We start from the raw sequence: 25,399 nt of genomic DNA on the forward strand, positions 1-25,399 counted from the left end.
AGCGATGAAAGCCTCTTCCCCCACCCCGACCACACCCGCAGGGCAACACGACGACCACGCGCTTGGCAAGACGTCCATCAACCGCCGTCGCTTCTCGGCAGGGCTGATGGCCGCCGGGGCCGCTGTGGCGGCACCGGCCACCTGGGCGCAGAGCTGGCCCGCCAAGCCGATCCGCATCATCGTCCCCTACACGCCCGGCGGCTTCACCGATGTGACGGCGCGCTTGGTTGCGCAAAAGCTGCAGGAGCGGCTGGGCCAGACGGTGGTCATCGACAACAAACCGGGCGCCAACAGCATCATCGGTGTCGACGCGCTGGCCAAGTCTGCCCCCGACGGCCACACCTTTGCAGTGGTGATCGCCGCCTACGCGGCCAACACCACGCTGTACCCCAAACTGCCCTACGACCCGCGCAAGGACATTGCTGCGGTGTCGCTGATCGGCATCTCGCCGCTGGTGGCGGCCGTGGGCAACGACGCACCTTTCAAGAACGCCGCCGACCTCGTGGCGTTTGCCAAACAAAACCCCGGCAAGGTGAGCTTTGGCTCCAGCGGCAACGGGTCGGCGGCGCACCTGTCGAGCGAGTTGCTCAAGGCGCTCACGCAGACCTACATGGTGCACATCCCCTACCGCGGCGCTGCCCCAGCGCTGACCGACCTGATGGGCGGGCAGATCCAGCTGTTTCTGGACGCCGCGTCGGGCCTGATCCCGCCGGGCAAGGCGGGGCGCGTGCGCCTGATTGGCGTAGCCAGCGACAAGCGCCTGCCCGCCCTGCCCGATGTGCCCACCTTCATCGAACAAGGCATTGCCGGGTTCACCGGCAGCACCTGGGCCGGGCTGCTGGCGCCCGCGGGCACGCCGGCGGCCATCGTCAAGCGTGTGGCCGACGAGGTGGCGGCCATCGTGAAACTTGATGACGTGAAAGCCCGGCTCGATGCCATGGGCACCATTCCAGTGGGCAGCTCACCCGCGGAGTTTGAGAGCTTCATCACCAGCGAGACCGGCAAATGGGGCAAGGTGATCCGGGACGCCAAGGTCACGGTGGACTGAGGGATTCTGCGCGGCAGCAGGCCTCATTTGCACGGGATTTGTTGCTACTCTATTAATAGCTATTGGCGCTTATGGAATAAGCGCTAGAGGCCAAAAACACCAATATTTCCGCTTCAAGCGCCCTGCAGGCCAGCCAAGTAGGTCGGGTTAGCGCAGCGTAACCCGACCTACGAGGCTTCAAAAGCCCAAGCAAACAAAAAGCCCGCTGGATGTCCCAGCGGGCTTTTCTTGGAGTGCCAACAGGGCTCGCGGCCCTGCCCCAATCTGTTTACTTGGCCAGGTCCGTCAGCTTGATTTCCTTCACCTTGCCACCCTCCACCACCGCCACGCGCGTGTTGGCGGTGGAGCCACCGCGTTCGTCCACGCCGTTCATCTCGTGCGGGTTGTGTTCGCTGGGCAGCGACTTGAAGGCCTTGTCCAGCTGCGCGCGGATGGCGGCTGCGTCCGTCGTGCTGCCTGCCAGCTTCATGGCCATGGCCGTGGCGTGCACGGCCGTGTAGTTCAGCGACACCTCCGAGCTGGGGTCGCGGCCAGGGTTGGCTTTGCGGAAGCGCTCGACAAACGCCTTGGTCACGGGCGAGCTGTCTTCCACCACCGGCAGCACGCCGATGGAGCCCTCCAGCGGGCCGTAGCCGCCGGTGATCTTGCCAATCTCGTCCATCTTGGCCTGGTCGATGATCACAAAACCGCCCTTGAAGCCCAGCTCGCGCGCCTGCTTGATCACGAGGCCCGTGGGCTCAGAAGCGCCGCCCACAAACAGCACGTCGGGCTTGGAGGCCAGCACGCGGCTCACGCCGCTGTAGAAGTCGGTGGCGCGGTTGTAAGACATGGGGTTCTCGGCCACCACCTTGCCACCGGCGGCTTCCCAGGCGGGCTTGAACGCGGCTGTCCAGGCCTTGGCGTAATCATGGTCGGCGTTGGCAATGGCCATGTTCTTGCCGTACTTGGTCATCGAATGGTTCACAAACGGCTTGATGTACGACGTGAACTCGGGCGGGATGCGCAGCGTGAGCTTGTTGTTGCGCTCGGTGATCTGCGGCACGCTGGTGTACGACAGCAGCAGCACCTTCTGCGCCTCGTTGGTGGCCATCACCGCAAAGCTGCCGCCCGAATGCGGTACCAGCACGGCGGGCGCCTTGTGTTCTTGCACCAGGCGCTGGGTGTTGATGGCGGTCTCGGACGGGTTGTACTTGTCGTCCAGCGCCACGATTTCGAGCTTGACCTTCTGGCCGCCCACTTCCAGGCCCTTGGCATTGATCTCCGCCACGGCCATTTCCATGCCGCTGAGCACGTTCTTGCCGTACAGCGCGGCACCGCCGCTGAGCGGCCCGGAGTAGCCGATCTTGACGACCTGCTGGGCAAAGGCGCTGTGGCTGGCGCCCAGCAGTGCGGCCACGGCGAAGGCGCTGGCACCGAGTCGAAGAATGGTCTTGCGTTTCGTGATCATGCTGTTTGTCTCCTTGGGGTTGGTCTGCGAAAAGTCGTTGTCTTCGTCTTTGTCCACGGCGCTACGCACCGATGTATGCACGGCGCACTTCGTCGTTGTTCATCAGGCTTTCAGGGTCGCCTTCCATCACGATGCGACCGCTTTCGATCACGTACGCGCGGTGGGCGATCTTGAGCGCGGCAAACGCGTTCTGCTCGGCCAGCAGCACGGTGGTGCCAGCCTGGTTGATGCGCTGAATGACCTCAAACGTCTGCTTGATCACGAGTGGCGCCAGGCCCAGCGAGGGCTCGTCCAGCAGCAGCACCTTGGGCCGGCCCATCATGGCGCGGCCAATGGCCACCATTTGCTGCTGTCCGCCGCTGAGCGAACCGGCGGGGTCGTCCTTCTTCTCGGCCAGGATGGGGAACAGCGCAAACACTTCGTCGAGCACTTTTTTGCTGCCCGCCGTGTCGCCGCGGTGCACATAGGCGCCCAGCATCAGGTTCTTTTGCACCGACATGCCCGGGAACAGCTTGCGCCCCTCGGGGCACTGCACCACGCCGTTGGCCACGATCTGCGAGGGCTTCATGCCGACCAGCTCCTTGTCGCCGTAGCGCACGCTGCCGCCCGCTGCGCGGTGGATGCCACTGATGGTGAGAAAGATGGAGCTTTTGCCCGCACCGTTGGCACCCAGCAGCACCACCAGTTCGCCTTGTTTGGCGTGCAGGCTGACGCCGTTGAGCGCCTGAAAGCTGCCGTATTTGAGCGAGAGGTTGTCAAGCTGGAGCATGTTCGCTCCCCAGGTAGGCGTCGATCACGGCCGGGTTGGCGCGAATCTCGGCGGGAGTGCCTTCGGCAATTTTTTCGCCGTAGTTCAGCACCAGAATCCGGTCGGCCAGGCTCATGATCATGTTCATCTTGTGTTCGATCAGACACACCGTCAGGCCGTTGGCCACCATCTTGCGGATGAGGTTGGCCAGGCCTTGGGTTTCGTCGGGGTTCACGCCGCCTGCGGGCTCGTCCAGCAACACCAGGCGCGGCCCGGTCGACAGCGCCAGCGCAAAAGCCACGCGTTTGCGCTCTTCTTGCGAGATGTCGCCCGCGATGCGGTTCTCCAGGTGCGAAAGGCCCACAAAGTCGAGCGCCTCGCGCGCCTTTTCGCGGCAGATGCGCTCCTCCTCGCGCAAGCGGCTGGAGTTGCGCAGCACATCGAGCAGGCCCGACTGCGTGCGCAGCCGGTGGCCCACGATGAGGTTGTCCAGCACGGTGGCCATGTCAAACAGCGCCGTGGTCTGAAAAGTGCGCGCCACGCCCAGGCGCGCCACCTGGTCGGTGCGCAGCGACGTCACGTCGCGCCCGTCCAGCGTCACCGTGCCCGACGTAGGCCGGTGCGTGCCGCTGATGAGGTTGAAGAACGTGGTCTTGCCCGCACCGTTGGGGCCGATGATGGCGTTGATCTTGCCCGCCTCGATGGTGGTGCTGACGTCGTTGACCGCCGCCAGGCCGCCAAAACGTTTGGTGAGGTGTTCGATCTTAAGCACGGTCACCTCCCGTTGCCGTTGCCGTTGCCGTTGCTGTAGCGGTGGTGGTGCCCGACCGCTGCGGTGCCGTGCGCTGTGCGGCCCGGCGCGCACGCCAGCCCAGGTACGTGCCCACAATGCCGTGGGGCACAAAAATCACCAGCAGCACCAGGATGGGGCCGAACACCAGAAAGCGGTACTCCTGCAAAAACTGCAGGTACTGCGTGAGCCACGGCATGGCCAGCGCCCCCAGCAACGGCCCCAGCAGGGTGCCCAGACCCCCGATGAGCATGTACATGGTCATGTCAAACGTGTGCTCCACCCCCGCCACACCGGGGCCGATGAAGCGCACATACCCCGCATACAAACCACCCGCCAGCCCCGCGTAAAACACCGACAGCATGAACGCCAGCACCTTGTTGCGCATGAGGTTGATGCCCAGCGACTCGGCCAGCTCGTCGCTATTGCGGATCGCCATGAACGTGCGGCCCAGCAGCGAGTTGACGATGCGGCGCATGGCCCACATGCCCACCACCAGCCAGAAGAACGCCAGGTAGTACAGCGCCAGCGGCGTATCAAACGTGATGCCGCCAATGGGCGACGGCGCCGGAATGCCGATGATGCCCACCGTGCCGTGCGTGAGGCTTTCCCACTTCTCGATCACCAGAAACATGATGTAGCCCACGCACAGCGTGAAGATTGAAAAGTAGTGCCCCTTGAGCCTCAGCGACAGAATGCCGATGAAGAACCCCAGCACCGTGGTCACCACACCCGACAGCGCAAACGCCACCCAGAACGGCACCTGGTAATCCACCGTGAGGATGCCCACCGTGTACGCCCCCACGGCCATGAAGCCGCTGTGCGCCAGGTTGAACTGCCCGGTGTAGCCCGTGATGAGGTTGAGCCCAATGGTGGCAATGGCAAAGATATAGGCGGTGCCCATCACCGTGAGGTGGTAGTCATTGCCCGCCATCAGCGGAAACGCCAGCCCCGCCGCAAACAGCAGGGCCCAGCCCCACTTGCCTTCAAGGTATGCCATGTCAGTGCGCTCCCTTGGTGAACAGGCCCTGCGGGCGCACCGACAAAATCGCCACCAGCAGCACAAAGGCGATGATGTCTTTGTAGTCGGTGGAGATGTAGAACGCGCCAAAGCTCTCGGCAAAGCCGATGATCAGCCCGCCGATGATGGCCCCCGGCACGCTGCCCATGCCGCCCAGAATGATGATCACAAACGCCTTGGTGATCACCAGGTGCCCCATGGCCGGGTACACCAGGTTGATAGGCGCGTACAGCGTGGCAGCAATGGCCGCCAGCATGCCCGAGATGGCAAAGGTGAGCATGGCCACGCGGTTGGCGTCGATGCCCACCAGCGATGCGCCATCGCGGTTTTGCGCCATGGCGATGATGGTCGATCCCATCACGGTTTTGGTCAGGAACAGGTGCAGCACCACCATCAGCACAAACGCCGCCGCAATGATGAGCAGCCGCTGCACTGGCGCCGTAACACCCGCCAGGTCGATGATGCCGTTGTAAGGCGTTTGCATGCGATGAAAATCCGCACCCCAGATGGCCTGCGCGCCTGCCTCCAGAAACAGCAGCACACCAATCGCTGCAATCATGGGATGCAGTCCCGAGGCCTTGCGCAGCGGGTGGAACACCAGCCGCTCCGATAGCACCCCGATCATGGCCACCGCAACGGCAGAACCCGCCATGGCCACCCAGTAGTTCCATCCCCAGGCGGCCATCAGGTGCCACGACACAAAGGCCCCCGCCATGTAGAACGCACCGTGCGCAAAGTTGGGCACGTGCAGGATGCCGTACACCAGGGTCAGGCCCAACGCCACCAGGCTGTAGATGCCGCCGAGCGTGAGCCCGTTGAGCACTTGCTGCAGAAACAATTCCATCAGCCGACCCTCCCGGTGCGCCGTGCGCCGCCAGCGCGTGGCACTGGTTGCAGCAGGGCCTGTGGCCGGGTGATTGGGGCGTCCCCGCGGGGGCGTGTCTCCATCGTCTTGCTCCTGGTAGGTTTGCAGACAGGCCACTCATTGGCAGCAGCCCGGCATGCCCCGTGTGCTGGTGTGGCCCGCTGGCCCGGCGCAGGTTGCTGGGTTGCTGGGTTGCTGGGTGGCATGGCGCCATCACATTCAAGGCGTGTTCAGCTTAGTAACGAAGCCCCGCAACCCCAACCTTCAATTCCGCTGTGCAGAACATTTCAGGGTAATCACCCAGCGTTTGGCAGGCGTGCAAGTCATGTGTGCGACTTTGCACAGCCCTTGGCAGACACAGACTGAAACACCTGCCGCCGTATGCCTGTCACGTGCCCGGTTCTGCACTGCAGAATGAAATGCCACCCCAGCCACCCCGCCACCCCTGGAGCCCCATGCCAACGCCCCCATTTGCCAGCCTGCGCACCGCTCTTCAAACCCACGTAGACCAAGGCCTGCTGCCCGGCGCGGTGGCGCTGGTGCACCACCAGGGCCGCACGGTGCTGCACGAGGCCATCGGTGCGCAACACCCAGGTGCCAACGGCCAACCCGGGCCCGCCATGGCCGCCGACACGGTGTTTCGCATTTACTCCATGACCAAGCCCATTGCCTCGCTGGTGGCACTGATGCTGATGGAAGAAGGCCGCCTGCTGCTGTCGCAGCCCGTGTCGCACTACCTGCCCGCCTTTGCAAGCCAGCGGGTTTTCGACGAAACCACCGGCCAGACCGTGCCCGCCCAACGCGAAGCCACCGTGCACGACCTGCTGCGCCACACCGCAGGCCTGAGCTACGCGTGGGAGGCGGGCACCGTGCCCGACGCCTACCGCGCCGCCCGCATCGGATCACGCCGCCAGACCAACGCCGAGTTGGCCACCGCACTGGGCCCGCTGCCGCTGGTGCACCAGCCCGGCAGCCGCTGGGAATACAGCCGCGCCACCGACGTGCTGGGCGCCGTGCTGGAGGTGGTCGAGGGCGAACCCCTGGGCGCCCTTCTGCAGCGCCGCGTGTTCGGCCCGCTGGGCATGCGCGACACCGGGTTTTCAATCCCCCCGCACAGCCAGCATCGTTTGGCCGAGCCCTTTGCACGCGACCCACAGACCGGTGCCGACGTGGCGCTGATTGATGTGTCCGCGCCCCCCGTGTTCGAGTCCGCAGGTGGCGGGCTGGTGTCCACCGCCAGCGACTACGCGCGGTTTCTGCAACTCATGCTGGGGCGCGGCACCGCGCCGGGTCCCGACGGGCCTGTGCGCCTGGTCAGCCGCGCCACGGTGGACTTCATGACCGCCGACCACTTGGGCAGCAACATTGCCGCAGCAGGCGACATCCTGCCCCCCGGCTACGGCTTTGGCCTGGGCGTGGCGGTGCGCAAGGCAGCCGGCCAGGCCACCAGCCCCGCATCGGCGGGCGCCTACAGCTGGAGCGGGCTGGGCGGCACGTTCTTCTTTGTCGACCCGGCGGAAGACCTGTTTGCCATCCTGCTCACGCAGGCGCCCGGACAGCTGCGCTACATGTGCGAGCTGTACCCGGCACTGGTGTACGCCGCACTTTGATCAGCATTCGCGCTTGATCCATCCCAACCGTTCGGGCTGAGCCCTTCGACGGGCTCAGGACAGGCTTGTCGAAGCCTCGCGCGTCGCTTCGACAGGCTCAGCGTGAATGGGTTGGTTGTTTTGAACGCAAATCGGTATGGCAAGCCCCACCGGACAACACAGTGTCATGCGGCGGCTGGCGCCAAAGGCAACCACCGACCCCGGCTTACACTCTGCCTCCAGTCACGGCACGCATGCAGCAGGCCCACCGCCCCACTCGCAGGCCCGTCCACCAGATCTCTTTTTTCTATCTATGCAGATTCGCTGCGCACTGGTCGGCATGCCCGGCTCGGGCAAATCCACCATCGGCCGCCAGCTGGCCCACCGGGCCGGGGTGCCGTTCATTGACCTGGACCACCGGCTGGAGCAAACCATCGGCACCAGCATTCGCAGCTATTTCGAAGCCGAAGGCGAGGCCAGCTTTCGTGACCTGGAAGCGCAGGTGCTGGCGGAAGTGACACAAACGCCCGGCGGCATGGTCCTTTCCACCGGCGGCGGCGCCGTGCTGCGCCCAGAAAACCGCGCGGTGCTGCGCCAGTTTGGCAACGTGTTGTACCTGCGCGCGTCGCCTGAAGAAATCTACCGGCGCGTGAAACACGACAAGACCCGCCCCCTGCTGCAAGGCGGCAACCCCATGGACAAGCTGCGTGAGCTGTATGCAGTGCGCGACGTCCTGTACCGCGAGACAGCGCACTTCGTGATCGAAACTGGGCGGCCGACGGTGAGCACGCTGGTGAACATGGTCATGATGCAGTTGGAGATGGCGGCGGGGGCGCAGGGCGCGCAAACAAGTACCCAGCCATTGCACACGAATGCCCCGAGGTGATTTCCTATCAGCTGCCGGATTTCATCGCGCAATTCTGAACGGCATGAGCTAACGAAGCATGCGCTGCATCGTTAGCCGATAACTTCAGATGTGTGTTTTCGCTGATGGAATGCAATTCAGGCGGAACGGCTGCTGGCTACGGTCACCTGAAGAACTTCGCTTAACTACTTGTAGCGGCAGAGTTGCTCCGGCAACATGGGGAGCAAGAGAAGCGAGGGAACCAGTCATCCGTCTTTCGACGGAGTCGGTTTTCCGTAAGCTTCAGCAGCAAGTATTACGGCATGTAGGTCAAAAAATGCTTCCGTGCTAGGGAATGTCGAGGCATTCCCTGAGAAATCCGAGCAGTTGAGGACAACACCAAATACAAGGGGGGCGAAATGGGGCGACGAAGCGGTTTTGAGGGATTTCTCCGCGCTACGGCGCGCGCAGTGGCGACTGCGGAGCGTGAGCGTCAGCGCGACATTCGTATGCGGCTGACCCAAGCACGGCAGATTGAGCGCCATCAGCGTATGGCACAAGCGCAGCAGAACCGCGATGAACGGACCGCGCAAAAGCTTGCAAAGGCTCAGTACCTGGAGGATCGCCAAGGAGAAGCTGATGACCTCAACGCTGAACTGCAGGATCGGCAGGCCGAACTGCAGGGAATTCTGGCGCACACGCTTTCGGTAGATGATCGGATCGACTTCGACGCGTTGCGGCCATCGACGGAATTTGAAGCCTTTACGCCGCCTCTGGAGCTTGCACCAAGTCGCGCTCCAAGGGCTCCACAGGTGCCTCCGCCATCTGGTCTGCGCAAGCTCATTCCTGGAGCCGCCAAGAAACATGCCGCTGCGTTGGTTAAAGCAGCTTCTGATCATGAGCTGGAAGTTGCGCGCTTCAACCAGACCGAAGCTACCAAAAGAGAGCGATTCACCACGCTTAAAGTGGAATACGACCAACGCAGGTGTCTCTTCGAAGCAGAGGTCCAACGCCGCAATGCCGAGGTAGACGAATTCCAAACGGCGTATCGGGCAAAGGAACCGGATGCCGTGGTGGCCTACAACGAGATGGTGCTAGCACGGTCGGAGTACCCGACAGAGGGATTTCCGCAAAAATTCCGCGTCGCCTACGTCCCAGATTCTTCAGAATTGATTGTGGAATACGACCTTCCTGAAGTGCAGGCGATTCCCAAGGAAAGCGAGTACCGGTACGTTAAGACCAAGGATTCCATTGAATCCAAGGCCCGCAAACCCGTAGAAATCAAGCAGCTCTACCAAGACATCGTTGTCTCCATCACGCTGAGAACCCTGCACGAATTGTTCGAGGCCGATCAGGCCGACGCGCTCGCCTTGGTCACTTTCAACGGGATGGTGGACACACACGACCCAGCTAACGGGAGGGCAGTACGGGTAGCGGTGATATCGGTACGCGCGCCAAAAATGGAGTTTCTCGGACTTCGACTGGACAAGGTCGAGAAGGTAGCCTGCCTGCGAAACTTGGGCGCCCAGGTCTCCAACCGCCCTGACGAGCTGCAAGCAGTCAGACCCATCGTCGAATTTGACATGGTCGACAAGCGCTTCATCGAGCAAGGGGATGCTCTTTCGGGACTTGAAACGCGTCCCAACTTAATGGACCTGACTCCAGCTGCCTTCGAGCAGCTTGTTTCCAATCTCTTCAGCAAGATGGGACTCGATACCAAGCTTACGCGCAGTTCGCGGGATGGTGGAGTCGACGCGGTCGCCTTCGATACCCGTCCCGTGCTCGGCGGAAAGGTAGTCATTCAGGCCAAGCGCTATCGCGACACAGTCGGAGTGAGTGCAGTGCGGGATCTGTATGGGACCATGCTCAATGAAGGAGCGAACAAGGGCATTCTGGTCTGTACGAGTGGTTATGGACCAGATGCTTACAACTTCTCCAAGGACAAGCCGATTGAGCTGATTGATGGCGGTGGACTGCTATATCTGCTGCGAGAGCATGCGGGTACTGTTGCACGGATTGCTGTTTGAATGGCATGCCCAACCTCCCTATGCGTAGCGCTTGTGCGGCGGCTAAGCGTGCCTTCGAGGCCATGATGGAGATGTGCAAGATTGACGTTGCGGCCATTGAGGCGGTTTGGCGCGGGTGATTGCCACTTGGCTTGTTAAGGCAGCCTGGTTCGATTCTTTAGCTAAATTGGCCTCTAGCGCTTATTCATCAAGCGCTAGCAGCTATCTATTTGATAGTGATAATTCCCCGCCCGCCTTCCCTCACCACCGGCGCATGCAGTCGTCCCGCGCCCAGATGTAACGGATGGCGGCGTCAGAACCGCTCGATCAGGACTTCGCTTTCTCGCGCAGCACCGCATTGATCTCCGCGCCATAGATCAGCGTGCTCGCGCTGATGTACAGAAACACGAGGGTGGCGACCACGCCTGCAAAGCTGCCGTATATCAAGGCCAGCTTGCCCGCCGTGCGAAGCGTGTACGAAAGCGTTGCTGCAGCGGCCACCCAAAGAGCGGCGCCCACCAGCGCGCCAGGTAGCACCGTGCGGACGCGCTGTGGAATGTCGGGCAGCCAGCCGTAGAGCAGCGCGTACAAGACAACGAGCGTCAGGTAGGCGGCGCCGTATCTCACGCTGTCGTAGAGCCAGATCACGTCTGCGCCGTCCGCTGCCATGTTGGTGACGACAAAGTGCCAAACACGGGGCATGACGATCACGGAACTGAAGATCAGCAGCAGGCCCGAGCCGACCACCACGGTGAACACCGTGGACTTGATGCGCGCCTTCCAAAATGGCAGGCCCCTGTCGATGCCGTAGGACCGATTGAGCGCCGAACGCACCGCCTGCATGCCAGAGGAACCGGTCCACAGCGTGATGGCCAGCCCCACCGTGACCAGTGCCTGGTTGCGCTGGGCCAGCACCTGCTGCACCACGGGTTGCATCGCGTCGCGCACCAGGGGCGGCGCGTAGCCCAGCACCCGCTCGGCCATCGCCGCCGCGTCACCCGGCTGGCCGATAAACCCCGCCGCAGCCGACAAAAGAAGCAGCAGCGGGAACATGGCCAACACCGCAGAAAAAGCCAGGCTGCCAGCCTGGTTCGCGCTTTGGTGCAAGAAGTAGTTGCGTACCGCTAAAAGGAGGATGCCCACCACCGGAAGATCGGTGATGGTGCGGCCCAGGCGCCGCAGGCCCTGCATCATGGGTGAAGGCGGCCTTCCACCGAGTCGTCCAGCGTCTTGCCGATCGCAGCACCGATGACCATTTTGGTAGCGGCTACAAGACTGCCATGTTTGGTGTCCCAGTAGTAGCCCGAAACCGGAGCGACCTCGATCACCGTGACGCGCGGATCATCCTTGCCTTCGGTGAACCAGGTTTTCATGATGGGGTCCCACAGCTCATCGATCAGCGCCCGGTCGCGGTGGATGCTGGCTGTGCCGTCCAGCACCAGAAAGCCCGAATGCTTGGAGCCCTGCATGAAGATCCGCACCTGGGGATCGGCCTCAATCTCGCGGTTCTTGTGGCTGTCGCCCGCGCTCAGAAACCACAGGTGGCCCGCCTCGTCCACCTTCTCCACACCCATGGGGCGCGTCCCGCGCGTTTCGCTGTGGGGCGCGTTGGTGCAGAAGAAACAGGACTTGGCATCTTCGGCCATTTCCCGGATTCGCTCCGTGGCGTCGGTGCCGCTCAGGTGCTTGTGGGTGTCTTCGGGCTGGTTCTGGTTGATTGAATCCATGGCGCGATCTCCGGTTGCGTTGAAAAAGATCGATTGGGCCCAAACCACCTGGCGAGCGCTGTAGGAGCCCGACCATTGACATTGCCCTCCCGCGCGGTTGCAGTCCCTGGGGGTTCCATTTGGAGCTTAGGCAGCCGGGGTCCTCTGGGACGCACAGGCAAGGGCGCGCACATTCGCTCGACCTCCATTCCTACAAAACACGCCACACGGTTGAGCCAATCTCAAGGTTCAAACTTTGAAAGGATTGTTCTTATGCGCAAAATGATCTTGATGGCGGTAGCCGGTTATCTGTGGAAAAAGTACAGAGGCCAAAAACAGGCCAGTCGCAACTACGGTAATGCTGCACCTGCACAACCAGCGACCGCAGATCGCCCATAGCGGCCTGGGCGGTGGCGCACATGCCTGGAGCGCAAACTGCATCGCGACGGATTTCAGTTTGCGCGACGGGCAAATAGCGGCTGATCCAAACGCCTTGCTCTTCAAGTCTGGAGATCTTCACCATGCCCAGCAAAAACACGATCTGCCTCTGGTTCAACGGCAAAGCCTTGGAAGCGGCCACGTTCTACGCCGACACCTTCCCGGACAGTGCCGTGGGCCGCGTGATGCATGCACCGGGCGACTACCCCGACGGAAAACAAGGCGACGTACTGACCGTGGAGTTCACCGTGATGGGCATCCCGTGCCTGGGGCTGAACGGAGGCCCGACATTCGCACACAGCGAGGCGTTCTCGTTTCAGGTGGCCACAGACGACCAGGCGGAGACGGACCGGCTGTGGAACGCCATCATCAACAACGGTGGCCAGGAAAGCGCGTGCGGCTGGTGCAAAGACCAATGGGGGCTGTCGTGGCAGATCACGCCGCGGGTGCTGACAGAGGCCATCAATGACCCAGACCGCGCAGCGGGCAAGCGTGCCTTCGAGGCCATGCTGGAGATGCGCAAGATTGACGTGGCATCGATTGAGGCGGCTTGGCGCGGGTGATTGCCGCTTGGCTTGTATAAGCCGTTTGGTTCAGATTTTTTTGAGCCAAATTGGCCTCTAGCGCATATCCATAAATCGCTAGCAGCTATTTATTCAATAGCAAAGACCACTGTCAGCAGATGCTGCCCGCAATGCCTTTGCCGTTTTTCAGATCAAAACCAAAGTAGCAGCTGTAGTCCGACTTGGCGTACACGAAGCACTGCAGATGGCCTTTCACGCGCGCACGGGCCTTGGGGTCGGAACTGCATTCGTTTTTCACGTCGGGGCCCATGTGGTCGAACAGGTCACGGGCGGCTTTTCCTTGCACGTAAAAGGACACCTTGGCTTCTTGTGCGGTAGGCATGCTGGGGTCGCCCAGGCCACCCGAATAGATTGCCATCTGCGCGTTGATGGGCTTGAACGCAAAGGCCCAGTCTGCGGCAATTGCGGCAGCACCCAACAGCGTGAGCAGCACGCCTACGGTGGCAATGGATGTCTTCAAATCACGTGTCTTTCGCATGGTTCGGTGTACTCCTGTAGCGGTCGTTTGGTCAGGCGCCTGCGTGTTGATGCGGGCGTCACGTTGATAAAAAATAAATCAAATCAGTCTGTAGCGCTTATCCATCAAGCGCTATCAGCTATTTAATCAATAGCATTGCTTCACTGACCCGCCCCACGCGCCCCCACCGGCGCATGCCGCGCCATCAGCTCCGCCACCCAATCAATGAACACCCGCAGCTTGGCGCTAACGTGCCGTTGGGGCGGGTAAGCCACGTACAGGGGCATGGGGTCCATCGTCCAGTCTTCAAACAGCGGCACCAGTTCGCCGCTGGCAATGTGGGGGCCCGCCATGTAGTCGGGCAGCCACAACACGCCCATGCCGGCCAGGCCTGCGGCCAGGTAGGCGTTGCCGTCGTCCACGGCGCACACGTAGCGGCCCTGGGCTTGCACCTGCTCTGCGCCGCGGCGCATCGAAAACGGCAGCGGTTTGCCGGTGCGGGCCCACAAGAACCCGACGGTGTAGTGGTGCTGGCTGTCCTCCAGCACCTGGGGGTGCTCGGGCACGCCTGCGCGCTGCAGGTAGCTGGGGGCGGCGTACACGCGCAGGGCGAGGTCGCCCACGTGGCGGGCGATGAGGGCGGGGTTGGTCAGGGTGCCGCCGCGCACCACGCAGTCGACGTTGTCGCCCACGATGTCGACCACGCGGTCGCTCACGCCCAGGTCGAGCTGGATGTCGGGGTATTGCGCGTGGAACGCGGGCAGCGCGGGGATGAGGATGAGGCGGGCCAGCGGGCTGGGCACGTCAACCCGCAGGTGGCCCCGGGGCGCAGCGGCTGCGGTAGAGAGGCTGGTTTCGGCATCGTCCACATCGGCCAGCAGGCGCACCACGCGCTCGTAGTAAACCGCGCCGTCCGCCGTGACCTTGACGGTGCGTGTAGTGCGGTGGAGCAGCTTCACGCGCAGGCGGGCTTCCAGCTGTTGCACCAGCTGCGTGACGGTGGTGCGGCTCATGTGCAGGGTGTGGGCGGCTTTGGTGAAGCTGCCGGACTCCACCACGCGGGCAAAGGCCTGCATTGCGTCAAATCGGTCCATGGGGGGGTTGCTCCTGGGGTGCTGCTGCGATGGTGCTGCTGACCGCAGCTTGGCGGCGACGAGGGTGCGTGCGCGCTGTGGGGGTGCCGGCCGGTGGGGCTTATGGAGGTCGTGATTGTTTGGATTTTACGAACAGTGGTGGACAGACTTGCCTGTTTATCTGGCGTACAGGGCGCCCTAAATTCAGTTCATCAACAACCCCGGGCCGCCGGTGGCCCACGATGAAGGACTTTTTTATGACCCAGCGCGATGTTGTGTTTCCCCCCGGCCGTCGGGCCCTGTACGAACTCCACCGCTATTCGCCCGCCGTGCGTGCCAATGGATTTCTGTTTGTCTCGGGCCAGGTCGGCAGCCGCGACGACGGGTCGCCCGAACCCGACTTTGAAGCGCAGGTGCGGCGGGCGTTCGACAACCTGAAGGCCACCTTGCAGGCGGCGGGGTGCGGGCTGGACGACATCGTGGACGTCACCACGTTCAGTACCGACCCCGAGAAGCAGTTCGAGACGGTGCTGGCCGTGAAGGATGAAATCTTTCCGCAGGCTCCGTACCCCAACTGGACGGCGTTGGGTGTCAACTGGCTGGCCGGTTTTGACTTTGAGATCAAGGTGATTGCGAAGCTGCCGTAATGCGGCTTGAAGGCGGACTATGGATTGATTCGGCCCTTTGCCCTTGGTGCATCAAGTGCCGTTCAGGCTGAGCGTGTCGAAGCCGGGCCGCATCCATAACGTCTTGGAGGCTGTTGGCTCTGAGCGTGTCGAGCGGCTGTTCACAGGGGGCGCCCTGGCTTCGACGGGCTCAGCCCGAACGGATGGGGAAGGGATCGTAGTTGCAAACACGTCGAAATTTTGGTCAAAATGGCCTCTAGCGCTTATCCAATAAGCGCTAGTAGCTATCAATTTGATATTCATGGCGATAGAACCCACGTGCGCTTCAAGGGGCCGCCACGCGATGCGCAGCCCTGGCTTTCGCATCTTTTGGCCTGCGCCCAACACCCGCGTGGCAGTCACCGCCGCCCCTGTCTACTGCGCGCGGATTTGCGGCCTTGACCTACAAACGCGAAAGAAATGGCTGTCCAATACTGGGCGAATGAACACGCACCGCCTCCACGCACCCTCCTCCTTTCGCCCCTGGTGGCCGCTGTTCGCGGCACTGATCGCAGGCACCACCGTGGGGGCGTCCGCACAGACATCTCCGGGCGTGGGTGCCAACCCGCAGTTGCCGCCCCCCGACAAAAACCTTCTGCTGCCCACCGTCAACATTGCGCCTGCCGAGGGCTGGCCCCAAGGCACACAGCCGCAGGCCGTGGCGGGCTTTCGGGTAACTGCGTTTGCGACGGGACTGGACCACCCGCGCTGGGCCTACACCCTGCCCAACGGCGATGTGCTGGTGGCCGAGAGCAACAAGCCCGATCCCGAACCAGGCGCCAAAAACGTGCACGCCGACGGCCTGCGCGGCAAGGCGATGGGCCTAGTGATGAAACGGGCAGGCGCTGGCTCCCCCAGCGCCAACCGCATCACGCTGCTGCGCGACGCTGATGGCGACGGCGTGGCCGAAACCCGGTCCGTGTTCATGAAAGACCTGGTCTCGCCGTTTGGCATGGCGCTGGTGGGCAACCAGCTTTACATCGCCAATGCCAACGCCATCGTCAAAGTGACCTACGAAACCGGTCAAACGTCCAACGCCTCGCCCGTCACCAAGGTCACCGACCTGCCTGCGGGGGCCAACCACCACTGGACCAAAAACATCATCGCCAGCGCCGATGGCAGCAAGCTGTATGCAACCGTGGGGTCCAACAGCAACATCGGCGACAACGGCATGGAATCGGAACAAGGCCGCGCCGCCATTTGGGAAGTCGACCTGGCCAGCGCCAGCAAGCGGTTGTTTGCCACCGGCTTGCGCAACCCCAACGGCCTGGGCTGGGAGCCCCAAAGCAAGGCACTGTGGACCGTGGTGAACGAGCGCGACGAACTGGGCAACGACCTGGTGCCCGACTACCTGACCTCGGTAAAAGACGGCGCTTTTTATGGCTGGCCGTGGAGCTACTTTGGCCAGAACGTGGATACCCGCGTCAAACCCGCCAACCCGGACATGGTGGCCAAAGCGATTGCACCGGACTACGGCCTGGGCGCGCACGTAGCGCCGCTGGGGATGACTTTTTCTGACGCGCGCATGCCTGCGGCGTTTGCCAGCGGCGCCTTCATCGGCCAACACGGCTCCTGGAACCGCAAGGACCTGGCGGGCTACAACGTGGTGTTTGTGCCGTTTACAGGCGGCAAACCGTCTGGCCCGCCGGTGGAGTTTTTGCGCGGGTTCCTGAACCCGGAAGGCAAGGCGTATGGCCGACCCGTGGGCGTGGCGCTGGATGGCAAGGGCGCACTGCTGGTGGCAGACGATGTGGGCAATGCCATCTGGCGCGTGGGACGCGCCGAATGACCGCACGACCCACGCTACCAGCGCCACCCGCGCCCCGCTGCCGCTTTTGCAGCGCCGTGCCGTGTTTTTGACATCCGTTCCTCTGGTGTATCGACGTTGGCAGGGGCTGGCCCCATTGCTGGCCAGCTGGGCGTGTGCGGCTGCGCATGCGCAGACCCCAGCGCTGAACGATCCAGAAAAGAAAACCACTGACCCGGCAGCCAACAACGCAGCCGCTGCAGCCACTCCCACTGTTCCCGCGCTGTCCACGGTCGAAGTGGTCGACAGCGCCCAGGCCCAGCGGCGCTTCGACAGCGCCGCCAGCCACACCAGCGTGGCGGTGGACGGGTTTGCGGCCACCACGCCGCTGGTGCACTTGTCTGAGATCCTGGCCGGGCAGGCAGGGGTGGTCGCGCAAGACCGCGGCAACTACGCGCAAGACCTGCAGATTGCCGTGCGCGGTTTTGGCGCCCGGTCCACCTTTGGCGTGCGCGGGGTGCGGGTGCTGGTGGACGGCATTCCGGCCAGCATGCCCGACGGCCAGGGCCAGGCGGCCACGGCGCACCTGCCGTCGGCCGCGCAGGTCGATGTGCTGCGCGGCCCGTTGGCGCAGCTGTATGGCAACGCGGCGGGGGGCGTGGTGCAGGTCACCACGCGCGACCCGCGGCCCGGCGGCGCGGCCCAGGCGGGCGTGGCCGTGGGTTCGTACGGCCAGCGGCTGGTCGATGCGTCGCTCGACTTTGGCGACCAACGCCTGGGCGGGCTGGTGGACCTGTCGCACTTCGAAACCAACGGCTGGCGCGCGCACAGTGCGGCCCGGCGCACCCACTTCAACGGCAAACTGGTGGCGCGCCCCGATGGCCGCACGCGCATCACTGCGTTGCTCAACCTGTACGACCAGCCGCTGGCCCAAGACCCGCTAGGCCTGGACCTGGCCCAGTTCCAAAGCGACCCGCGGCAGGCGGTTGCCGTAGCCACCGCGTTTGACACCCGCAAATCGGTGGCGCAAAACCAGCTGGGCGTGGTGCTGGAGCACCAGCTCAACACCGTCGACAGCCTGCAACTGCGCGCCTATGGCGGCACGCGCCAACTGACGCAGCACCTGTCCTTCAGCGGCGCCGCGGCCAACAGCGCCGGGGGCGTGGTCGACCTGGACCGCGGCTACCACGGTGTGGGCATGGCCTGGACGCGCGCGCTGCGCATGCCGTCGGGCCTGCCCCTGACGTGGACCGTGGGTATGGATGCCAACCGCATGTCCGAACACCGCCAGGGGTTTGTGAACCAGTCGGGCGCCAGTGGCGACCTGCGGCGCAACGAAAACGACCGTGCCACCAACACCGATCTGTACGCGCAACTCGACGCCTGGATTTCGCCGCGCTGGCGCGCGGTGGCGGGGTTTCGGGCCAGCCAGGTGCGCGTGGAGGTGGACGACCACTTCATCACCCCCGCCAACCCCGACGACAGCGGAGGACGCACCTGGCGCCACACCAGCCCGGTAGCGGGGCTGGTGTGGAGCGCGACCGACACGCTCAACCTGTACGCCAACATCGGCCGGGGTTTTGAAACCCCCACGCTATCTGAAATGGCCTACAGCAGCGGCAACTCCGGGCCCAACTTTGGCCTGTCTGCCGCGCGCAGCCGACAGTGGGAGGTGGGCGCCAAATACAAGGGCGAGAACCAGCAACTGGACGTGGCCTGGTTTGACACACGCAGCCGCGGCGAGATCGTGCCGGTGGAAACCGTCAACGGCCGGTCGGTGTTTCAAAACGTGGACAACGTCCGCCGCCGCGGCCTGGAGCTGGCGTGGCGCGCCGAGATGGGCGCGTGGACGCCGCGTGCCAGCTACACCTATCTCGACGCTTATTTTGGCAACCCCTACACGGGCGCGGGCGGCGCCGCCATCGCAGCGGGCAACCGGCTGCCGGGTACGGCGCGGCACATGGCGCAACTGGCCGTTGACTACGCCCCCACCCCGCGCTGGCGCGTGGGCGGCACGGTGAACCTGGCTGGGGCGGTGTTTGCCAACGACACCAACACCGCCTCGGCCCCCGGCTACGCCGTGGCGGGCCTGAACGCTGGCTATCAGCTGGGCAACGCAGCGCCAGGCAGCACCCGCTGGCAGGTGTGGGCGCGGCTGGACAACCTGTTCAACCGCCGCTACGCGGGCACGCTCATCGTGAACGACGGCAACGGCCGCTTCTTCGAGCCCGCAGCGGGCAGGCGGCTGATGGTGGGTGTGCGCGCGCAGTTTCTTTGAGCGGCGAGCGCCTGCTTGCCGCTGGAATTCGGGGGCCGCTGCCTACCGGCACTGCAAGGGCGGGTAAGTCGAAATATGAGTCAAATACGCTTGATTAGCTAGATGCCTCACATTTGCCCCAAACCGTTCGGGCTGAGCTTGTCGAAGCCAGGGCGCTTTTTGCGAACAGCCCTTCGACAGGCTCAGGGCGAACGGTCTATCTGAGGCAGCCTCCCCATCAGTCAAATATGGCTCTAGCGCTTATCCAATAAGCGCTAGCAGCTATAAATTTAGTAGTCTCAAAGGTTGGGCGCCAGCAGGCGGGTCAACACCGCCTCGTCCATCCCCCGGCGCTGCGCCATGTCGTGCAGTTGGTCTTCGCCAATCTTGCCGACGTTGAAATACACGGCGTCGGGGTGGCCGATGTAGAAGCCGCTCACGCTGGCGGCGGGCATCATGGCCAGGCTTTCGGTCAGCGTCATGCCGACTTCACCACACTGCAGCACGTCGAACAGGTCGCTCTTGGCGCTGTGGTCGGGGCAGGCGGGGTAGCCGGGCGCGGGGCGGATGCCGCGGTACTTTTCGGCAATGAGTTCGTCGCTGCTCAGCTGCTCGCCCGCGGCGTAGCCCCACAGGTCGGTGCGCACGCGCTGGTGCAGGCATTCGGCAAACGCTTCGGCCAGGCGGTCGGCCAGGCTCTTGAACATGATGGCCGAGTAGTCGTCCAGCTGGTCGATAAACGCCTTTTCTTTCTTCTCGATCCCCAGGCCCGCCGTCACGGCGAACATGCCCGCGTAGTCGGCAATGCCGCTGGACTTGGGAGCGATGAAGTCGGCGAGACAACGGCTGGGGCGGGTCACGCCGTCGATCACATGCTTTTCGGTCTGCTGGCGCATGCCGTACCAGGTCATGGCGACCTCGGTGCGGGTCTCGTCGGTGTAGAACTCGATGTCGTCATCGTTCACGCTGTTGGCGGGGTACAGGCCCATCACGCCGCTGGCAGTGAGCCAACGGCCTTCGATGATCTTTTTGAGCATGGCCTGCGCGTCGGCAAACACGCGCGTGGCTTCCACGCCCACTACTTCGTCAGCCAGGATAGCGGGGTACGGACCGGCCAGGTCCCAAGTCTGAAAGAACGGGCCCCAGTCGATGTATTTGGCCAGCTCGGCCAGGTCAAAGTTCTTGAACACCCGACGGCCCAGCGCGCGCGGCGCTGTGGGCTTGAAAGCGGCCCAATCCATGGACGTCTTGTTGGCGCGGATTTTGGCCAGCGACCACAGCGGCGTGGCCTTTTTGTTGGCGTGCTGGGTGCGCACCTTGTCGTAGTCGGCGTTGAGTTCTTGCACATAGGCGTCCACGCCGTCGCCCAGCAGGCTTTGCGCCACGCTCACGCTGCGCGAGGCGTCGGGCACGTAGACCACGGGGCCTTCGTAGTGCGGCGCAATCTTGACGGCCGTGTGCACGCGGCTGCAGGTGGCGCCACCGATGAGCAGCGGGATCTTCTTGATGCGAAAGTGCTCGTCTTTCTGCATCTCGCCCGCCACGTACTGCATCTCTTCAAGGCTGGGGGTGATGAGGCCCGAGAGGCCCACGATGTCGGCGCCCTCGACCTTGGCGCGCGCCAAAATTTCGTGGCAGGGCACCATCACGCCCATGTTCACCACTTCAAAGTTGTTGCACTGCAAGACCACGGTGACGATGTTCTTGCCGATGTCGTGCACGTCGCCCTTGACGGTGGCGATGATGATCTTGCCCTTGCTGCGCACGTCACGCCCGGCCAGTTCGTCCTGGCGCTTTTCTTCCTCGATGTAGGGGATCAGGTGGGCCACGGCCGACTTCATCACCCGCGCGCTTTTCACCACCTGGGGCAAAAACATCTTGCCCGCGCCGAACAGGTCGCCCACCACGTTCATGCCGTCCATGAGCGGGCCTTCGATGACGTGCAGCGGACGCCCGCCCTTGGCGAGGATGGCCTGGTAAGCCTCTTCGGTATCTTCGGTGATGAAGTCGGTGATGCCGTGCACCAGCGCGTGGGAGAGGCGCTCGCCCACGGTCTTGGGATTGTCCGGCGTGCCGCGCCATTCGAGCCGCTTGCTCTCGTCCTTGGCGCCGCTCTTGGCGGTTTCGGCGATCTCGACCAGGCGTTCACCGGCGTCAGGGCGGCGGTTGAGCACCACGTCTTCCACGCGCTCGCGCAGCACGGGCTCCAGGTCGTCGTACACGCCCACCATGCCCGCGTTGACGATGCCCATGTCCATGCCCGCCTTGATGGCGTGGAACAGGAAAACGGTGTGGATGGCCTCGCGCACGGGGTCGTTGCCGCGAAAGCTGAACGACACGTTACTCACGCCGCCCGACACCTTGGCGCCCGGCAGGTTCTGCTTGATCCAGCGCACGGCTTCGATGAAATCGACCGCGTAGTTGTTGTGTTCTTCAATGCCGGTGGCCACGGCAAAGATGTTGGGGTCAAAGATGATGTCCTCGGGCGGGAAGCCCACGTCATCGACCAGGATGCGGTAGGCGCGTTCGCAGATTTCGATCTTGCGTTCGTAGGTGTCGGCCTGGCCTTTTTCGTCAAACGCCATCACCACCGCAGCGGCGCCATAGCGGCGCACCAAGCGCGCCTCGTGCTTGAACTTGTCCACGCCCTCCTTCATGGAGATGGAGTTGACGATGCCCTTGCCCTGCACGCAGCGCAGGCCCGCCTCGATCACGTCCCACTTGGAGCTGTCGACCATGATGGGCACGCGCGCAATGTCGGGCTCGGACGCGATCAGCTGCAGAAAACGCACCATGGCCGCCTTGCTGTCGAGCATGGCCTCGTCCATGTTGATGTCGATGATCTGCGCGCCGTTTTCGACCTGCTGGCGGGCCACGGCCAGGGCCTCTTCGTACTGGCCGTTCAAAATCATGCGCGCAAACGCCTTGGAGCCGGTGACGTTGGTGCGCTCGCCAATGTTGACGAACAGCGTGCCCTCGCCGATCAACACCGGCTCCAGGCCGGACAGCTTCATGGGGGACGACTCAATAGCGGACATAGGGCTTACTCACCTGTGCAGGAACGGCAGAAAAACAGGTGAGCGTCGTTGCGAAGGGGTGCACGCGTGCGCGCCATGCCCAAGCCTGACGGCCGATCCTGTGACGGGGCCGCTGCAACGCTCCTTGGGCGAAACCGGCATTTTACCGGCCCCGCGCCTGTCACGCGGCCCCTGTGCGCGGTCAGCGCACCGGCAGAAACTGCAGAAAACTTCCGCCCACAATGCCGTGCACGTAGCTGATGGCGGCACGGCGGTATTTTTCGGTGGTGAAGTTGGCCAGCAGATCCAGCCGCGCAATGATCTTGCCGAACTCGCGCTCAAAGCTGAGGTTGCGGCCCTGGGGCCCCATTTCATCGGCCAGCAGCAGCGGCTGGCCCTGGGCGTTGCGCCGCTGGGCCAGCAGCCACACGGCGGTCTCCACGTTGCGCGCGGCGTTGTACAGGTGCTGCGCGTCAATGCCGTCGAGCAGGAAGAATTCCGTCTTGCCGCCATGCGCTGTGATGATCATGTCGGCCGTGGCATGAATGAACGCCGCCACGCGGTCGCCCGCAAACTCGGGCGCCAGCGCCAGGCCCAGGGCGGCGATGTCGCGGCGCCCTTGCAGCGGCGCCCAGGGCTGGCGCTGCGCGATGGCCGCACGCACCTGCTCGATGGCCTGTTCGCGGCTTGCCGTGCCACTTTTGCGCCACTCGGCCGGGTTGCGGCGGTAGAGCTTGTCCATCAGCCGGTACAAGCCCTCCAGGTTCTCCTGCATGGCCAGGGTCGCGATGCGGTTGGCATCTGACTGCGCCAGTTCGGCCGCAGAGGTTGACGCACCCCGGACCTCCCCGCGCGGCGCTGGGGCCGTGCTCACGCAGCCTGACAGCAGCGCACACAGCAGCACGCCCGGCAGTGCAGTGTTGGGAACAGCGGAGAAGGAATGGCGAAGGAGCCCGTACATGGTGGGCTCATTATCTGCAGCCTCAGCATGCCAACCAACCCACTGCGGGCCGTGTTCACACTGTTTGACGATGGCGCGGACGGGCCGGGACAGGATCAGGCGGCAACGGCCTCTGGGGGCGCCATGGCCGACGCAGGCAGGCCAAACAGGTGGTCGAACACCCAGTTGAAGACAAAGGTGTAGCAAAGGAAGAACACGATCAGCCCCAGGTCCATCACAAACGCGTGCCACAGGGTGATGTCAAACCACCAGGCAAACAGCGGCACCAGCGTGAAGACCAGCCCGCCTTCAAAACCGATGGCATGCGCCACGCGCCGTGCCACGCTGCGACCGCGCACAGGCTGGCGAGACTCCCAGCGCTCAAAGGCCCAGTTAAAAACGAGGTTCCAGACCACGGCGATCACCGAGGCCGCTGCGGCCACCACGCTGGAATGGCCCGCGCCCTGGCCCGAGAGCAGCGCCAGCCCGGCCGTGGCGGCTGCGATGGCGATCAGCTCGTACAGGCTCACATAGATCACGCGGCGCTTGATGCCCTGCAGGCTGAAAAGAGAAGGTTGCTTGTCCATGGCCGTGACTTTATGTGCCTGTGGCTGATATATAAAGTCAGCTTGTTTCAGTTTATTTGATAGATCACACCCATGGCCTTCTCTTCTGACAGCGTGCAGGTGTTCCTGGCAGCGCTCGACCACGGCTCGTTTTCGGCCGCCGCGCGGTCGCTGTCGCGGGTGCCGTCGGCCGTCAGCATGACGATTGCGCACCTGGAGGCCGAGCTGGATGTGCAGCTGTTTGACCGCAGCGGCCGCGAGCCCCGGCCCACCGCCGCCGCCCGCGCGCTGGAGCCACAAGCCCGGCTGCTCGCCGGGCAGTTGCAACAGCTCAACGCGCAGGCGCTGGCGCTGACGCAGGGGCTGGAAGAGCGGCTGACGCTGGCCATCGCCCCCGAGCTGCTGGCCGCCCGCTGGACGGGCCCGCTGGCCACGCTGGCATCGGAATACCCGCTGCTGCAGGTGGAGGTGTTGACCGCCCCGCAGGTGGATGCGCTGGCGCTGCTGCACAGCGGCCGCGCGCAACTGGCGCTGGTGTTCGAGCGGCCCAGCATCGACGGGCGCGAGGGTTTTCAGGAAGTGGGCACCGAGACGCTGGTGGCCGTGATGGCGCCGGACCACGCGGTATTGCAGGGCACGCGCGCATTCGCCCTGGCCCGGGGCGAGCCACCCGAGCGCGCCATGCTGCGCGAAGAACACCTGACCACCACGCGCCAAATCGTGGTGGCCAGCCGCGACCTGGCACAGACCGACCCGCGCTTTGTGTTTGCCCGCCACCACTGGCGCACCGACAACCACCTGGCCGCGCTGGGGATGATCGAAGCGGGCCTGGGCTGGGGCTGGCAGCCCCGTGCGCTGGTGCAGCCGCGCATCGAGGCGGGGCGGCTGGTGGAGATGCCGTTTGAAAACCTGAGCAACGGCACGGCGCTGTGGGTGGATGTGGTGTGGTCTAAGGAGCGGCCCCTGGGCTTGGGCGCCGCGCGTTTTGTTGCGCTGATGCGGGATAGCGCAGCGCCCCGCAACACGCCAGACACCCAGGCGGGCTGAGCCAAGAAATGGAGGCCAAACTGCCTGGCTAGGTAAATGCCTCAGACAGACCGTTCGTCCTGAGCCTGCCGAAGGGCTGTTCGCAAAAAGCGCCCTGGCTTCGACAGGCTCAGCCTGAACGGATGGGGCCCATCTGAGGCAGGTAAATTTTGAGTCAAATTGGCCTCTAGCGCTTATCTATCAAGCGCTAGCAGCTATTGTTTGAGGAGCATTTTAATTCACCGCCCCGCCCGGGTACGCCCTGCATTCGCCATCCTCGGGCACCCACAGGCGGTGCGCCCAACCGCCCTGCTGCGCCAGCGCCCGCACAGACTCGCGCGAGGTGGGGCAGTGGTCCAGCGCCTCCAGGTGGTTGACCACCAGCGCGCCGTGGGTCAATTGCGCGGCCTCGGCCATGTCGGCGGCGTCCATCAGGATCTCGGCGCCCACATCAAACCGGGCGCCCCCGGCGGGCAACACCGACACGTCGGGCTGCAGACGCGCCAGGCAATCACGCACCGTGGTGGTCAGCACGGTGTCGCCCGCCAGGTACACGCTGGGCTCA

Annotated in this window: 21 protein-coding genes, 1 pseudogene and 1 riboswitch; of the genes and pseudogenes, 9 read left to right on the plus strand and 13 right to left on the minus strand. The window is 63.8% G+C overall.

Annotated elements, in window-relative coordinates; genetic code table 11:
* Positions 1-106: 106 nt before the first annotated feature.
* Positions 107-1,048, plus strand: coding sequence for a tripartite tricarboxylate transporter substrate binding protein (locus ACK41V_RS16335; RefSeq protein ID WP_409783777.1), 942 nt, complete (start codon positions 107-109; stop codon positions 1,046-1,048).
* Positions 1,049-1,316: 268 nt separating this feature from the next.
* Here the strand turns inward: ACK41V_RS16335 and ACK41V_RS16340 are convergent, their stop codons facing one another.
* The 5 genes from ACK41V_RS16340 to ACK41V_RS16360 all read right to left on the minus strand — a co-directional run bounded on the left by ACK41V_RS16340 (position 1,317) and on the right by ACK41V_RS16360 (position 5,898).
* The gene (locus tag ACK41V_RS16340) at positions 1,317-2,495 is read right to left on the minus strand and encodes an ABC transporter substrate-binding protein (RefSeq protein ID WP_409783738.1); all 1,179 of its coding nucleotides are present in this window, start codon (positions 2,493-2,495) and stop codon (positions 1,317-1,319) included.
* A 61-nt stretch (positions 2,496-2,556) separates the two neighbouring features.
* Positions 2,557-3,264 (minus strand): ABC transporter ATP-binding protein, encoded by a 708-nt coding sequence (locus ACK41V_RS16345; RefSeq protein WP_409783739.1) that lies wholly within the window; start codon positions 3,262-3,264, stop codon positions 2,557-2,559.
* On the minus strand, positions 3,251-4,015 hold the full coding sequence (locus ACK41V_RS16350; RefSeq protein ID WP_409783741.1) for an ABC transporter ATP-binding protein: 765 nt from the start codon (positions 4,013-4,015) through the stop codon (positions 3,251-3,253). The genes ACK41V_RS16345 and ACK41V_RS16350 overlap by 14 nt, the downstream gene beginning before the upstream one ends.
* A complete protein-coding gene (locus ACK41V_RS16355) occupies positions 4,008-5,033 on the minus strand; it encodes a branched-chain amino acid ABC transporter permease (protein WP_409783743.1) in 1,026 nt (341 codons plus the stop codon). The genes ACK41V_RS16350 and ACK41V_RS16355 overlap by 8 nt, the downstream gene beginning before the upstream one ends.
* Position 5,034: 1 nt before the next feature.
* Positions 5,035-5,898 (minus strand): branched-chain amino acid ABC transporter permease, encoded by an 864-nt coding sequence (locus tag ACK41V_RS16360; protein WP_409783744.1) that lies wholly within the window; start codon positions 5,896-5,898, stop codon positions 5,035-5,037.
* 476 nt (positions 5,899-6,374) lie between these two features.
* Between ACK41V_RS16360 and ACK41V_RS16365 the strand changes: the two genes are divergently transcribed.
* From ACK41V_RS16365 to ACK41V_RS16375, 3 genes are all read left to right on the plus strand, one after another.
* Positions 6,375-7,529 carry a serine hydrolase domain-containing protein gene (locus ACK41V_RS16365; RefSeq protein ID WP_409783746.1) on the plus strand — a complete coding sequence of 385 codons (1,155 nt, stop codon included), beginning with the start codon at positions 6,375-6,377 and terminating at the stop codon, positions 7,527-7,529.
* 292 nt (positions 7,530-7,821) lie between these two features.
* Positions 7,822-8,394 (plus strand): shikimate kinase, encoded by a 573-nt coding sequence (locus ACK41V_RS16370; protein ID WP_409783747.1) that lies wholly within the window; start codon positions 7,822-7,824, stop codon positions 8,392-8,394.
* A gap of 467 nt (positions 8,395-8,861) precedes the next feature.
* Complete coding sequence (locus ACK41V_RS16375) at positions 8,862-10,379, plus strand: restriction endonuclease (RefSeq protein WP_409783749.1); 1,518 nt, start codon at positions 8,862-8,864, stop codon at positions 10,377-10,379.
* A 306-nt stretch (positions 10,380-10,685) separates the two neighbouring features.
* On the opposite strand, the gene ACK41V_RS16380 is transcribed toward ACK41V_RS16375, so the two are convergent.
* Positions 10,686-11,552 (minus strand): YihY/virulence factor BrkB family protein, encoded by an 867-nt coding sequence (locus ACK41V_RS16380; protein ID WP_409783751.1) that lies wholly within the window; start codon positions 11,550-11,552, stop codon positions 10,686-10,688.
* Positions 11,549-12,085 (minus strand): pyridoxamine 5'-phosphate oxidase family protein, encoded by a 537-nt coding sequence (locus ACK41V_RS16385; RefSeq protein ID WP_409783753.1) that lies wholly within the window; start codon positions 12,083-12,085, stop codon positions 11,549-11,551. The genes ACK41V_RS16380 and ACK41V_RS16385 overlap by 4 nt, the downstream gene beginning before the upstream one ends.
* A 500-nt stretch (positions 12,086-12,585) precedes the next feature.
* Between ACK41V_RS16385 and ACK41V_RS16390 the strand changes: the two genes are divergently transcribed.
* Entirely contained in the window at positions 12,586-13,065 is a 480-nt protein-coding gene (locus tag ACK41V_RS16390; protein ID WP_409783755.1) for a VOC family protein, read from the plus strand.
* Between the two features lie 112 nt (positions 13,066-13,177).
* Here ACK41V_RS16390 and ACK41V_RS16395 read toward each other — a convergent pair whose 3' ends face one another.
* Positions 13,178-13,564 carry a hypothetical protein gene (locus ACK41V_RS16395; protein ID WP_409783757.1) on the minus strand — a complete coding sequence of 129 codons (387 nt, stop codon included), beginning with the start codon at positions 13,562-13,564 and terminating at the stop codon, positions 13,178-13,180.
* Between the two features lie 140 nt (positions 13,565-13,704).
* A complete protein-coding gene (locus ACK41V_RS16400; protein WP_409783759.1) occupies positions 13,705-14,637 on the minus strand; it encodes a LysR substrate-binding domain-containing protein in 933 nt (310 codons plus the stop codon).
* 236 nt (positions 14,638-14,873) lie between these two features.
* On the opposite strand from ACK41V_RS16400, the gene ACK41V_RS16405 reads away from it, so the two are divergent.
* The 3 genes from ACK41V_RS16405 to ACK41V_RS16415 all read left to right on the plus strand — a co-directional run bounded on the left by ACK41V_RS16405 (position 14,874) and on the right by ACK41V_RS16415 (position 19,306).
* Positions 14,874-15,263, plus strand: a complete 390-nt coding sequence (locus tag ACK41V_RS16405; RefSeq protein ID WP_409783761.1) for a RidA family protein — start codon at positions 14,874-14,876, stop codon at positions 15,261-15,263.
* Between the two features lie 460 nt (positions 15,264-15,723).
* Positions 15,724-17,070, plus strand: coding sequence for a PQQ-dependent sugar dehydrogenase (locus ACK41V_RS16410; protein ID WP_409783763.1), 1,347 nt, complete (start codon positions 15,724-15,726; stop codon positions 17,068-17,070).
* Positions 17,039-19,306 (plus strand): TonB-dependent receptor family protein, encoded by a 2,268-nt coding sequence (locus ACK41V_RS16415; RefSeq protein ID WP_409783765.1) that lies wholly within the window; start codon positions 17,039-17,041, stop codon positions 19,304-19,306. Before ACK41V_RS16410 ends, ACK41V_RS16415 begins: the two co-directional genes overlap by 32 nt.
* 278 nt (positions 19,307-19,584) lie before the next feature.
* On the opposite strand, the gene metH is transcribed toward ACK41V_RS16415, so the two are convergent.
* From metH to ACK41V_RS16430, 3 genes are all read right to left on the minus strand, one after another.
* Positions 19,585-22,323, minus strand: a complete 2,739-nt coding sequence (metH, locus tag ACK41V_RS16420) for a methionine synthase (RefSeq protein WP_409783767.1) — start codon at positions 22,321-22,323, stop codon at positions 19,585-19,587.
* Between the two features lie 33 nt (positions 22,324-22,356).
* Positions 22,357-22,455, minus strand: a riboswitch (S-adenosyl-L-homocysteine riboswitch).
* A 49-nt stretch (positions 22,456-22,504) separates the two neighbouring features.
* Entirely contained in the window at positions 22,505-23,263 is a 759-nt protein-coding gene (locus ACK41V_RS16425; RefSeq protein ID WP_409783769.1) for a hypothetical protein, read from the minus strand.
* Between the two features lie 95 nt (positions 23,264-23,358).
* Positions 23,359-23,829 (minus strand): PACE efflux transporter, encoded by a 471-nt coding sequence (locus tag ACK41V_RS16430; protein WP_409783771.1) that lies wholly within the window; start codon positions 23,827-23,829, stop codon positions 23,359-23,361.
* A gap of 72 nt (positions 23,830-23,901) precedes the next feature.
* Between ACK41V_RS16430 and ACK41V_RS16435 the strand changes: the two genes are divergently transcribed.
* Entirely contained in the window at positions 23,902-24,855 is a 954-nt protein-coding gene (locus ACK41V_RS16435; protein WP_409783773.1) for a LysR family transcriptional regulator, read from the plus strand.
* Positions 24,856-25,068: 213 nt separating this feature from the next.
* Here the strand turns inward: ACK41V_RS16435 and ACK41V_RS16440 are convergent.
* Positions 25,069-25,399 (minus strand): annotated as a pseudogene (locus tag ACK41V_RS16440) (MBL fold metallo-hydrolase); the annotation flags it as partial.

Source organism: Acidovorax sp., assembly GCF_046291265.1.
Classification (GTDB): domain Bacteria; phylum Pseudomonadota; class Gammaproteobacteria; order Burkholderiales; family Burkholderiaceae_C; genus Acidovorax.